The organism is Streptomyces thermocarboxydovorans (assembly GCF_039524635.1).
GTDB lineage: Bacteria > Actinomycetota > Actinomycetes > Streptomycetales > Streptomycetaceae > Streptomyces > Streptomyces thermocarboxydovorans.
On record NZ_BAAAGU010000023.1, the window covers coordinates 76,810 to 89,354 of the forward strand.

Annotated in this window: 9 protein-coding genes and 1 pseudogene; 4 read left to right on the plus strand and 6 right to left on the minus strand. The window is 72.3% G+C overall.

The window, feature by feature from the left end; genetic code table 11:
* Nucleotides 1-106: 106 nt before the first annotated feature.
* The 3 genes from ABD198_RS13095 to ABD198_RS13105 all read left to right on the plus strand — a co-directional run bounded on the left by ABD198_RS13095 (nt 107) and on the right by ABD198_RS13105 (nt 5,971).
* The gene (locus tag ABD198_RS13095) at nt 107-3,826 is read left to right on the plus strand and encodes an ABC transporter ATP-binding protein (protein ID WP_344000601.1); all 3,720 of its coding nucleotides are present in this window, start codon (nt 107-109) and stop codon (nt 3,824-3,826) included.
* 168 nt (nt 3,827-3,994) lie between these two features.
* Nucleotides 3,995-4,381, plus strand: a complete 387-nt coding sequence (locus ABD198_RS13100; RefSeq protein WP_344000603.1) for a hypothetical protein — start codon at nt 3,995-3,997, stop codon at nt 4,379-4,381.
* 141 nt (nt 4,382-4,522) lie between these two features.
* On the plus strand, nt 4,523-5,971 hold the full coding sequence (locus ABD198_RS13105) for a S28 family serine protease (RefSeq protein WP_344000604.1): 1,449 nt from the start codon (nt 4,523-4,525) through the stop codon (nt 5,969-5,971).
* A gap of 21 nt (nt 5,972-5,992) precedes the next feature.
* On the opposite strand, the gene ABD198_RS13110 is transcribed toward ABD198_RS13105, so the two are convergent.
* From ABD198_RS13110 to ABD198_RS13120, 3 genes are all read right to left on the minus strand, one after another.
* Nucleotides 5,993-6,628, minus strand: coding sequence for a hypothetical protein (locus ABD198_RS13110; protein ID WP_344000606.1), 636 nt, complete (start codon nt 6,626-6,628; stop codon nt 5,993-5,995).
* A gap of 143 nt (nt 6,629-6,771) precedes the next feature.
* A complete protein-coding gene (locus ABD198_RS13115) occupies nt 6,772-8,622 on the minus strand; it encodes a glycoside hydrolase family 3 protein (RefSeq protein WP_344000608.1) in 1,851 nt (616 codons plus the stop codon).
* Nucleotides 8,623-9,037: 415 nt separating this feature from the next.
* Nucleotides 9,038-9,955: a LysR family transcriptional regulator gene (locus tag ABD198_RS13120; protein WP_344000610.1), complete on the minus strand. Its 918-nt coding sequence runs from the start codon at nt 9,953-9,955 to the stop codon at nt 9,038-9,040.
* A gap of 91 nt (nt 9,956-10,046) precedes the next feature.
* Here ABD198_RS13120 and ABD198_RS13125 point away from each other — a divergent pair, with 91 nt between their 5' ends.
* On the plus strand, nt 10,047-10,970 hold the full coding sequence (locus tag ABD198_RS13125) for an EamA family transporter (protein WP_344000612.1): 924 nt from the start codon (nt 10,047-10,049) through the stop codon (nt 10,968-10,970).
* 131 nt (nt 10,971-11,101) lie between these two features.
* On the opposite strand, the gene ABD198_RS13130 is transcribed toward ABD198_RS13125, so the two are convergent.
* The 3 genes and pseudogenes from ABD198_RS13130 to ABD198_RS13140 all read right to left on the minus strand — a co-directional run bounded on the left by ABD198_RS13130 (nt 11,102) and on the right by ABD198_RS13140 (nt 12,411).
* Nucleotides 11,102-11,902, minus strand: coding sequence for a sugar phosphate isomerase/epimerase family protein (locus ABD198_RS13130; RefSeq protein ID WP_344000614.1), 801 nt, complete (start codon nt 11,900-11,902; stop codon nt 11,102-11,104).
* 42 nt (nt 11,903-11,944) lie between these two features.
* Nucleotides 11,945-12,255, minus strand: a pseudogene (locus tag ABD198_RS13135) (GNAT family N-acetyltransferase); the annotation flags it as partial.
* Nucleotides 12,256-12,258: 3 nt separating this feature from the next.
* Nucleotides 12,259-12,411 carry a hypothetical protein gene (locus ABD198_RS13140; protein WP_344000616.1) on the minus strand — a complete coding sequence of 51 codons (153 nt, stop codon included), beginning with the start codon at nt 12,409-12,411 and terminating at the stop codon, nt 12,259-12,261.
* Between the last annotated feature and the right edge of the window lie 134 nt (nt 12,412-12,545).

Sequence of the window (12,545 nt, forward strand, 5' to 3'; positions counted from 1 at the left end):
AAATCCGCTCCTGATCGCGTTGGTGCCTTCCGGTAGATCAGGCAGAGCGGCGGAGATCACGGGTCCTCGCAGATCTCGGATCGACGCAGATCACGGAGGGCACCGCGTGGACGCGCAACGGGGATGGGCACGGCGGCTGGCGGGATACGCCTGGCGGTATCCCAAGGACGTCGTCCTCGCCCTCGGCTCCTCCCTCGCCGGCATGGCGGTGATGGCGCTGGTGCCGCTGATCACCAAGGTGATCATCGACGACGTCGTAGGTGACCACACCCGCGCGATGATGCCCTGGGCCGGCGCCCTGATCGGCGCCGCGCTGCTGGTCTACGTCCTCACCTACATCCGTCGCTACTACGGCGGCCGGCTCGCCCTGGACGTGCAGCACGATCTGCGCACCGACATGTACCGGGCGATCACCCGGCTGGACGGGCGCCGTCAGGACGAGCTGTCCACCGGGCAGGTCGTCGGGCGGGCCACCAGCGACCTCCAGCTGATCCAGGGCCTGCTGTTCATGTTGCCGATGACCATCGGCAACATCCTGCTGTTCCTGATCTCGCTGGGCATCATGGCCTCGCTGTCGCTGCCCCTCACCCTGGTCGCGCTGGCCGTCGCGCCCGCCCTGTGGTGGATCGCCAAGCGCAGCCGCACCCGGCTGCACCCCTCCACCTGGTACGCCCAGGCGCAGGCCGCCGCCGTCGCCGGAGTGGTCGACGGCGCCGTCAGCGGCGTCCGCGTGGTCAAGGGCTTCGGGCAGGAGGAGCAGGAGACCGGCAAGCTGCGCGAGGTCGGGCGGCGGCTGTACGCGGGGCGGATGCGCACCGTCCGCCTGAACAGCAAGTACACCCCGGCCCTCCAGGCGGTCCCCGCCCTCGGCCAGGTGGGCATGCTCGCCCTCGGCGGCTGGCTGGCGGTGCGCGGTCACATCACGCTCGGCACCTTCGTCGCCTTCTCCACCTACCTGGCCCAGCTGGTCGGCCCGGTGCGGATGCTCGCCGTGGTGCTCACCGTCGGCCAGCAGGCCCGCGCCGGCACCGAACGCGTCCTGGAGCTGATCGACACCGAGCCGTCGCTCACCGACGGCACGAAGGAGCTGCCCGCCGACGCGCCCGCCACCGTCGAGTTCGACGACGTCTCCTTCGGCTACGACCCCGGGCACCCGGTCCTCGACGGCCTCTCCTTCGAGATCCGCCCCGGCGAGACCCTCGCCGTGGTCGGCTCCTCCGGCTCCGGCAAGTCCACCGTCTCCCTGCTGCTGCCGCGCTTCTACGACGTCACCGGCGGCGCGGTCCTGGTCGGCGGCCACGATGTGCGCGAGCTGACCACCGAGTCGCTGCGCGCCGCGATCGGCCTGGTCCCGGAGGACTCGTTCCTCTTCTCCGACACCGTGCGCAACAACATCGCCTACGGCCGCCCGGACGCCACCGAGGAGCAGATCAGAGCCGCCGCCCGTGCCGCCCAGGCGGACCGGTTCATCGCCGAGCTGCCCGACGGCTACGACACCACGGTCGGCGAGCACGGGCTGACCCTCTCCGGCGGCCAGCGCCAGCGCATCGCGCTCGCCCGCGCCATCCTCACCGACCCGCGCCTGCTGGTCCTGGACGACGCGACCTCCGCGGTGGACGCGCGGGTCGAGCACGAGATCCACGAGGCGCTGAGGGAGGTCATGCGGGGCCGCACCACCCTGCTGATCGCCCACCGCCGCTCCACCCTCAACCTCGCCGACCGCATCGCCGTCCTGGACTCCGGCCGGCTCGCCGACATCGGCACCCACGAGGAGCTCCAGCGGCGCTCACCCCTGTACCGGCGCCTGCTCACCGACCCCGACGAGCTGGGCGCCGTCTCCCCGGGCCACACCCCGCCCGCCGAGCCGCGCGAGGAGGACACCTCCGTCCGCGAGGAGCTGGACGCCGAGTTCGACGCCGAGCGCGGAGTCACCCCCAGGCTGTGGACGGGCGACCGCGAACCCAAGGACACCGCCCTGTCCGGCTCCCCGGCCACCCCCGAGCTGCTCGCCCAGGTGGAGGCACTGCCCCCGGCCACCGATGTGCCCGACGTCGACGAGGAGCGCGCCGTCCAGCCGGAGGACTCCTACGGCCTGCGCCGCCTGCTCAAGGGCTTCGGCCTCGCCCTGCTGGTCAGCCTCGCCCTGGTCGCCGTCGACGCCGGGATGGGCCTGCTGCTGCCGGTGCTGATCCGGCACGGCATCGACTCCGGTGTCACCCAGGCGTCCCTCGGCGCGGTGTGGGCGGCCTCCCTGCTGGCGCTGCTCACCGTGGCGGCGCAGTGGGCGGCGCAGATCGGCGAGACCCGGATGACCGGACGCACCGGTGAGCGCGTGCTGTACGCGCTGCGCCTGAAGATCTTCGCCCAGCTCCAGCGGCTCGGCCTGGACTACTACGAGCGCGAGCTGACCGGCCGGATCATGACCCGGATGACCACCGACGTCGACGCCCTGTCGACGTTCCTGCAGACCGGTCTGGTCACCGCGTTCGTCTCGGTGGTCACCTTCTTCGGCATCATGGTCGCCCTGCTGGTGATCGACGTGCAGCTGGCCCTGGTCGTGTTCGCCACGCTGCCGCCGCTGATCGTCGCCACCTACTTCTTCCGCCGGGCCAGCGTGAAGGCGTACGAACTGGCCCGCGAGCGGATCTCGGTGGTCAACGCCGATCTGCAGGAGTCGGTGTCCGGGCTGCGGATCGTGCAGGCCTTCCGGCGCGAGCGGGAGGGCCGGAAGCGGTTCACCGAGCGCAGCCTCGCCTACCGCAGCGCCCGCATCCGCGGCCAGTGGCTGATCTCCGTCTACTTCCCGTTCGTGCAGTTCCTGTCGTCCATCGCCGCGGCCGCCGTCCTGGTGGTGGGCGGCGCGCGGGTCGACGACGGCACGCTGACCACCGGCGCGCTGGTGGCGTACCTGCTCTACATCGACCTGTTCTTCGCCCCCGTGCAGCAGCTGTCCCAGGTCTTCGACGGCTACCAGCAGGCGACCGTCTCCCTGGGCCGCATCCAGCAGCTGCTGCGGGAGCCCACCTCCACCGAGCCCCCCGAGAAGCCCCTGCCGGTGCCCGCGCTGCGCGGCGAGATCGCCTTCGAGGGCGTGCACTTCACCTACGGCGGCACCGAGGAGCAGGAGGCCGCCCTGCGCGGCATCGACCTGCGCATCCCCGCCGGGCAGACCGTCGCGTTCGTCGGCGAGACCGGCGCCGGGAAGTCGACGCTGGTGAAGCTGGTCGCCCGGTTCTACGACCCGACCGCGGGCCGGGTCACCGTCGACGGCACCGACCTGAGGGACCTCGACCTCACCGCCTACCGGCACCGTCTCGGCGTGGTCCCGCAGGAGGCGTACCTGTTCCCCGGCACCGTCCGCGACGCCATCGCCTACGGCCGCCCGGACGCCACCGACGCCGAGGTCGAGGCGGCGGCCCGCGCGGTCGGCGCGCACGAGATGATCGCCACCCTGGAGGGCGGCTATCTGCACGAGGTCGCCGAGCGCGGACGCAACCTCTCCTCCGGCCAGCGCCAGCTGATCGCCCTGGCCCGCGCCGAACTGGTCGACCCGGACATCCTGCTGCTCGACGAGGCCACCGCCGCCCTGGACCTGGCCACCGAGGCCCAGGTCAACCAGGCCACCGACCGGCTGGCCGGCCGCCGCACCACCCTGGTCGTCGCCCACCGGCTGACCACGGCCGCCCGCGCGGACCGGGTGATCGTCATGGACGCCGGCCGCGTCGCCGAGGACGGCACCCACGACGAACTGCTGCAACGCGGCGGCAAGTACGCCGAGTTGTGGCGCACGTTCGTCGGGGAGGACACCGCGGCGGTGCTGTCCTAGTAGGGCCTTTCGTCTGGATCAGCCTGCGGGACATCGCCGGCGCTCTGTCAGCACCGTGACGGGTGCGGACGGTGCCGTCGTGGCCCTCGCGCAACCGTTCGCCCCGCGTCAAGCGTCCGTAAAGCCGTACGCGGTTGGACATGTCGGGTGCATACGGGGAGGACGACTGTGGGCAGTGGAGCGATACACCGGCGACTGGTGCTCCCCCTGGCCGTGCTGACCGCCTCCGGGCTGCTCGCCCTCGCCGCTCCCACCGAGGCGCACGCCGCCGCACCCTGCCCCGGACGCAAGGTGCGCACCCTGGCGTTCTCCACCGGCTCCGTCGTCGTCTACAAACGCGGCGGCTATGTCTGCGCCGTCACCCACGCCAAGAAGTCCGGCGCCAAGCGGTGGATGTCGGTGAGCGTCCGGGCGCGCGGCGGCCGCGCGGTCGTCGACAAGGGCCGCTACCAGCGCCACGCCGGGCCGGTCACCGTGCACGCGGGGCGGCGCTGCGTCTGGGTGAAGGGATCGGTCAGCCAGGGCTCGGTCAGCTCCGGCTGGATCCTCTGCTGAAATCTCCGCGGATCCCTCAAGTCAATTCTCTGCGGGCCCTCAAGTCCCTTTCCACGCACAGGGTTTTCCCTATGTCCCCTGGTGCTGCCGGGAGCCGTTCCGCTAGCTTCCGGCGCACATATGTCTCACAGGGGAGTGCGCATGCGCAAGGCGCTCAGATGGCTGCTGGCGCTCACGGTGCTCATAGGCACCATGAGCTCGGCGGGCGCGGCCACCGCCGCCGAGCCGGAGGCCACCGGCACCACCGACAGCAGCACCACCGACATCAAGGAACGGCTGCTCGCCATACCCGGCATGAGCCTGGTCGAGGAGAAGCCGTACACCGGTTACCGCTTCTTCGTCCTCAACTACACCCAGCCGGTCGACCACCGCCGCCCGTCCAAGGGCACGTTCCAGCAGCGGATCACCGTGCTGCACAAGGACGTCAGCCGGCCGACCGTCTTCTACACCAGCGGCTACAACGTCTCCACCACGCCCCGCCGCAGCGAGCCGGCCCAGATCGTGGACGGCAACCAGGTCTCCATGGAGTACCGCTTCTTCACCCCGTCCCGGCCCGAGCCGGCCGACTGGTCCAAGCTGGACATCTGGCAGGCCGCCAGCGACCAGCACCGCATCTTCAAGGCGCTGAAGCAGGTCTACTCCAAGAAGTGGATCGCCACCGGCGGCTCCAAGGGCGGCATGACCGCCACCTACTACGAGCGCTTCTACCCGCGCGACATGGACGGCGTGGTCGCCTACGTCGCCCCCAACGACGTGGTGAACAAGGAGGACTCGGCCTACGACCGCTTCTTCGCCAAGGTCGGCACCAAGGAGTGCCGCGACCGGCTCAACGGAGTGCAGCGCGAGGCGCTGGTCCGCCGCGAGGCGCTGAAGAAGAAGTACCAGGCCTACGCCGAGGACAACGGCTACACCTTCAACACCATCGGCAGCCTGGACCGCGCCTACGAGGCCGTCGTCCTCGACTATGTGTGGGGTTTCTGGCAGTACAGCACCCTGGACGACTGCGACAGCATCCCGGCGAACGCCAAGAAGGCGACCGACGACGAGATCTGGTCGTCCGTCGACTCGATCTCCGGCTTCTCCTTCTACACCGACCAGGGCCTCGAGCCGTACACGCCGTACTACTACCAGGCCGGCACCCAGCTGGGCGCGCCGACCATCCACTTTCCGCACATCGAGAAGAAGTACCTGCGCTACGGCTACATGCCGCCGCGCTACTTCGTGCCCCGCTCGATCCCGATGAAGTTCCAGCCGTCGGCCATGCGGGACGTGGACTCCTGGGTCCGCCACAACGCCCGTCACATGCTGTTCGTGTACGGGGAGAACGACCCGTGGGGCGCCGAGCCGTTCCGCCTCGGACACGGCGCGCGCGACTCCTACGTGCTGACCGCGCCCGGCATGAACCACGGCGCCAATGTGGCCGGACTGGTCCCGAAGGAGAAGGCGCTCGCCACCGCCCGCATCCTCGACTGGGCCGATGTCACCCCGGCCGCGGTGCAGGACGACCCGGCGGCGGCCAAGCCGCTGGCGAAGTTCGACGCCAAGCTGGACAAGCGCGGCGTGGAGCAGGAGCGCACCCTGCGCCCGTGACAACCGCCTGACTCGGCGGGGTCAGACCGGGCGGGCGCAGCCCACCGGCCGCTCCCCGCCGAGGCGGATGTACAGGGCCGTGGACGCCGGGCACTCGGACCGGGCGTCCACGGCCTTCGTCACCTTGAAGTCCGGGGCGTGCTTGCCGTCGCCGTCGCAGGCGGTCTCGCGCACCTTGCCGTCGTCCAGGCGGTAGACGCAGTCGCCGACGATGGTGCGCGGCCCGCCCCCGCCGCCCGGGTCCCCGGGGTGCGGCGGCTGGAGGTTGCGCATACAGGCGTAGCCACGCGGCACCGCCCCGTCGCCGTCCTCGTCGGAGGAGGGGCGCTGTTCGCTGATGTGCAGCACGAAGTCGGTGGTGCCCGGGCAGGGCGGCCCGGACTTCATGGTCCCGTCGTGCCGGGCGACCACCCGGGCCGCGGCACGCTCACTGGTGCACGGCACCTCGGTGAAGCTGGTACGGCCGAACGAACTGCACTCGTCCACCCCGAGGAACACCGCCCCGTAGCCGGACGGCCGGGCGGTGGCCGGCGAGGCCGAGGCCCGCTCGCCCAGCCGGCCGTCCTTGCCCGCGCCCCCGCCGCCCGACGCGCTCTGGCAGCCCGTCAGTGCGATCACCAGCGCGCAGACCGCCCCCACCGAACTTCTCACCTGCATCGCATCCCCCCCGGACACCCCGTCCAGCGTGACCCGTCAGAACGAGCCACGCCAGACATACGGGGTGGTTTGCGCACCTTAGGGGTGGTGCGCCGGGTGTGCGACGTACGCCGCCTACGCCGGAATACGTAGGCGGGCCGGTGTCACCGGTAGCGCAGCCCGTGCCCGACGGGGAACAGCACCTGGTCCGGATCGTCCGCCCGCTGCACCGGCACCGGCAGCTTCCCGCGCGGATCCGCCTTGCCGGCGATGACCCGGGCCGCCGCCCGCAGCTCCACATCGGTCCAGGAGTACGCCGCCAGATACGCCGGGACGTCCGTCAGATGCGCCACGTCGTACGGGTTGCGGATGGCGACGGCCACGACGGGCTTCCCGGTGCCGAGCAGTTGCTGGACGAGCGTCCGCTGGCTGCTGGTCGCCGAGACGTTGTACGTCCCCACGATCACCGCGTCCGCCTCCTGCGCCGCCGCGACCGCCTGGGCGATGACCGCCGCCGAGGGCGCCGTACCGGTGGACAGGGCGGTGGCGGTGAAGCCCAGTTCGGTCAGCGCGCCCGCGAGCACCCCGGTGGGCGGCCCCGTGGTGCCGGACGGCGAGGCCGGGTCGGCGCCGACGACCAGCAGCTTCTTGTGCCTGCGCCGGGACAGCGGAAGGAGACCGTTCTCGTTGACCAGGAGGGTGGTCGTCCGCTCCGCGATCCGGTCGGCGGAGGCGAGGTGGGCGCGGGTGCCGACGTGGCGGTCCACGTCCGCGTGCGACACGTACGGGTCCTTGAACAGCCCCAGCCTGGCCTTCAGCCGCAGGATGCGAAGGATCGATTCGTCGAGCCGGGCCTCGGTGAGCTCGCCGTCCTGCACCGCCTTGAGCACGGCGTTCCAGGCCACTTCCAGGGACGGCGGGTTGAGCAGCTGGTCCACGCCCGCCTTCAGCGCCAGCACCGGCACCCGGTCGTCGCCGTACTTGGTCCGCACGCCCTTCATGCCGAGCGAGTCGGTGACCACCACGCCGTCGTAGCCCAGCTCCTCGCGCAGGATGCCGGTCATGATCGGGCGGGACAGCGTGGCCGGGTCCTCGCTGGGGTCGAGGGCCGGCACCACGATGTGCGCCGTCATGATCGAGTCGATGCCCGCGGCGACCGCGGCCCGGAACGGCGGGGCGTCCAGTTCCTCCCACTGCTCGCGGGTGTGGTGGATGTACGGCAGCTCGTTGTGGCTGTCGTCCTTGGTGTCGCCGTGCCCCGGGAAGTGCTTGGCCGTTGCGGCCACGTCGGACGACTGGTAGCCCTTGACCTCCGCGGCGACCAGATCCCCGACCGTCTCCGGCACGGAGCCGAAGGAGCGCACGCCGATGACGGGGTTGGCCGGATTGACGTTGACGTCGGCCACCGGGGAGTAGTTCTGGCGGATGCCCAGGGCGCGCAGCTCCCGCCCCGCGATCCGCCCCAGCGTCCGGGCGTCGGAGCGCGATCCGCCGGCCCCGATCGCCATGGCGCCCGGGAAGAGCGTGGCGGGCTCGCCCACCCGGGCGACGATCCCGTGCTCCTGGTCGGTGGAGATGAGCACCGGCAGCCCGCGCGGCAGGCCGAGGGACGCCTTCTGGATGCCGTTGGACAGATCGGCGATCTGGTGCGGTTCGCGGGTGTTGTGCGCCCAGGCGAAGTAGATGATGCCGCCCACCCGGTACTTGGCGAGCAGTTCGGCGGCGTTGCGGACGCCGATCTCCTTGAGGTTGGCGTCGACGTCGGCCTGGTCGGGGTCGGTGGCGGAGTGGCCGTAGACCCGCATCACGAACAGCTGGCCGACCTTCTCCTCCAGGGTCATCCGGGAGATGAGGCGGCGCAGCGCGGCGTCGTGGCGGCTGCCGGGGCCGCCCGCAGCGGCGTGGACGGTGCCGCCGGCGGCCAGGGCGGTGGTGACGCCCGCCGTGGCGGCGAGGACGGTGCGTCTGGACGGACGTGCGGTGTTTCCCGTGCTTCCCGTGCTGCTCTCTGGCACGTGCACTCCTTCCGGAGATGGTCCGGGCGGTCCGTTGAAGGAAACTGCCAAGGGGTCACCAATATCCGGGAAGTTTCTGCCAGTCAAGGGAATGCGCAGCAACCGGGAGAGGGGCCGCCATCGGCGCAGAGGAGGGGGCGCACCGATGGCGGCGGGCCGCCGGCCGCGGGGCGGTGGAGAGGGTGGGTCAGCGATCGCAGCCAGCAGCGAAGCCGACACCGCACCACGGAGACTCGTCCGGCAGCTCGCGGGTTGGACGGACGGGTGCGGGGGCGGGTTCCCGTCGGGCGGGCACATTCCGGAAGTCGGGAGGAGGGTGACGGGGGAGACGGGTGGGGCGGGTTACGGAGGCTGAACGTGCCGCCCGTCGCGCCTGGCTGACGAACCGTCCGGACTCGGCCGTCGGACGGACCTCTCAGTGCTCCGTCCGCGAGGAGACCTTCGGCCAGTGGGCGACCAGGGTGCGGACGGCCTCCGCGATGGCCGGGCGGCGGGCCGCCCCGGCGCGCCACATGGCGTAGAGGCGGCGCACCGGCATGGGGTCGAGCGGCACCTCCACCACACCCTCGGGCAGCGGGCCGCGGCCCAGCCGGGGGATCAGGGCGATGCCCAGCCCGGCGGCCACCAGGGCGACCAGGGTGGGGTTCTCGTCGGCCTGGTGGACGATCTCCGGCGTGTGCCCGACCGCGCGCAGGGTGCGCACCAGCCACTCGTGGCAGATCCGCCCCGGCGGCTGGCAGATCCACCGCTCACCGCCCAGCTCCTCGCGCCGCACCGCCGTCCGTCCGGCGAAGGGATGCTTCTCGGGCACCAGCAGATCGCACAGGTCGTCCCCGATGACCGCCTGCTCCACCCCCGGGGGCGGCGGCACCGGCGCGATGTCCCAGTCGTGCGTCACCACCAGATCGACCGCGCCCTTGGCCACCAGGTCCACCGACAGATGGGGGTCGATCTCGCTCAGCCGGGCGTCGAGGCCGGGATGGCGGCCGGCCAGGTCGGCCAGCACCGACGGCATCAGCCCGCGCGCCGCCGAGGGGAACGCCGCGATGGTCAGCCGCCCGGCCGGCAGACCGCGCCGCCGCTCCAGCTCGGTCTCGGCCCGCTCCACGATCGCCAGCAGCTCCTGCGCCGCCGCGACCAGCTGATGCGCCTCGTCGGTGAGCCGCACGCCCCGGCCCTGCCGTTCCAGCAGCACCGTCCTGGTCTCCCGCTCCAGCTTGGCGATCTGCTGGGACACCGCCGAGGAGGTGTACCCGAGCGCGGCGGCGGCCGCGCCGACGGTGCCGTGGACGGAGACGGCGTGCAGGGCGCGCAGCCGCTGGAGGTCGAGCATGACCCCTCCCTCATTTCGTTAGCGATGCTTCATCCAACCATGCAGAAACAGTCGCTGGTGCTGAAGGATGGCGAGCGGCGATCCTCGAGGCATGCGCCCCTTCCACGTCCTGCTCGCCGTGCTGGTCGCCGCCGTCTGGGGAGTGAACTTCACCGTCATCGAGATCGGCCTCGACCACTTCCCGCCGCTGCTCTTCTCCGCGCTGCGCTTCCTCGCCGCCGCCCTGCCCGCCGTGTTCCTGGTCGGCCGCCCGAAGGTGGCGTGGAAGTGGATCGTGGCCGTGGGACTGGTGCTGGGCGTCGCCAAGTTCGGCCTGCTGTTCGTCGGCATGGAGGCGGGGATGCCGGCCGGGCTGTCCTCGCTGGTGCTGCAGATCCAGGCGGTGTTCACCGCCCTGTTCGCCATCGCCTTCCTCGGCGAACGCCCCACCCCGCTCCGGCTGCTGGGCATGGTGGTGGCGCTGGCCGGCATCGGCGTCGCCGCCGTCGAGGAGGGCGCCTCCGGGCCCCTCACCGCCTTCGCCCTGGTGGTCGCGGCGGCGGCCTGCTGGGGCGCCTCCAATGTGCTGACCCGCAAGGCCGCACCGCCGGACGCGCTCAACTTCATGGTCTGGGTGAGCACCATTCCCGTCCTGCCCCTGCTGGCGCTGTCCGTCGCCGTGGAGGGCTGGTCCGCGGACCTGGCGGCGCTGCGCGCGCTGGACCGGCAGGGCGCGGGCACCGTCCTCTACGTCGCCTGGGTGACCACCGTCTTCGGCTTCGGCGTCTGGGGCTGGCTGCTGCACCGCCACCCCGCCTCGACGGTCGCCCCGTTCTCGCTGCTCGTCCCGGTCTTCGGGATGTCCTCGGCCGCCCTGTTCCTGGGCGAGTCGATGACCGGCCTGCGCTGGATCGCGGCGGCCCTGCTGGTCGGCGGCGTGGCGCTCGCCTCCCTCACCCCGCCGCGCCGCGGGAGAACCACTCCGGTGGCGAGATCCCGGCCGAGGACCGCCCGCGGCGTCACCTCGTGTCGCTGAGCACGGGCTCGCGCACGAAACCCGGCATTGATGCGGCCCGCGCGGGTGCGGCGAGCGGGGGGTGCGGTCCGCGCGGGTGCGGCGAGTGGGGGGTGCGGCCCGCGCGGGTGCGGCCCGCGCGGCCGTGTCCGTCACGCCGAGTCGTTGAGCAGCCGCCCCAGATGCTCCCGCCCCGGGCCGAGCAGCTCCGGCAGCTCGGGGACATCCGGATACCAGCGCTTCTCGTACTCCCAGCACAGCCAGCCGTCCCAGTTGTGCCGGGAGAGGACCTCCACGCACTCGGTCAGCGGCAGGGTCCCGGCGCCGAGCGGGACCGGGGTCGTGTCCTCGGCCGAGGAGATGTCCTTGACCTGCACATACCCCAGGTGCGGGGAGAGCGCCGCGAAGCTCTCCGAGGGCTGCTCACCGCCCAGCCAGGTGTGCATCACGTCCCACACGACGCCCACCTGACGGTGCCCGACCAGACCGAGGATCCGCATCGCGTCCGCGCCGGTCCGGTGCGAGTCGTGGGTCTCCAGCAGGATCCGTACGCCGAGGTCGGCGGCGTACTCGGCGGCCCGGCCCAGCCGGCGCGCGGCCACCGCGTCCGCCTCATCCGGGCTCTGCTTCTCGGTGCCGCCCGGGAAGACCCTGACATACGGGGCGCCCAGGTCGCGGGCCAGCTCCAGCAGGTGCCGCACCTCGGTGATGACGATGTCGTCCTCGCAGGGCGCCGCGACCTTGGCGTAGCCGCCGAGGCCGAGGATCTCGACGCCGGCCGCCTTGAACTCGGCGGCGACGTCGGCCCGTTCGGCCGGGCTGAGGCCCGAGTGCACGGGCTCCTCCGGATGGGCGCGCAGTTCGATGCCGTGGTAGCCGTGCGCGGTGGCGAGGCGCAGCACATCGGACACGGGCAGGCCGGGGACGCCGAGGGTGGAGAACGCCAGCTTCATACGGGGACCCTACCCGCGACCCCGCGGTAGGGCTCCCCCTCGTCACCCCGGTGCCGCACGCAGATCCAGCCGCCAGTCCTGGCCGACCAGATCCTTGCCGAAGGAGTGGTGCGGCTTCTCGTCGACCAGGGTGAAGCCGTGCCGCTGGTGGATGCGGCGGGCGGCGGCCGGGACGTCGTTGGTCCACAGCGTCAGCTCCCGGTACCCGGCGCCGCGCGCGAATTCGACGACCGCGCCGACCAGCCGGTCCCCGATGCCCAGCCCCGAGCCTGAGGCTCCACCAGCAGCAGCCGCAGCCGGGCCGTGCCCGGCGCCTGGTCCCGCACGCACATCACGCACCCCACCGGCCGCCCGGCTCACCCGCCGTCGGCGCGGTCCTCCGGCGACACGGCCCGCTCGATCAGCCCGTCGCCCTCGAACTTGTTGACGGCGCGGTCGGTGCCCGAACGCAGGGTGAGGACGGACGAGCCGGGGGTGCGCGCAACCCGCCCCCGGGCAACCCCCACCAACCCGCACAACTAACTCCGCGGCACCCCGGAGGACCCCCGCACCATCAACTCCCCCCGCAGCCGCCACCGCCGATACCAGGCACCCTGCGTCCGCGCGACCGCCACCGGCCGGCACACCCGGGCGAACAGGGCCC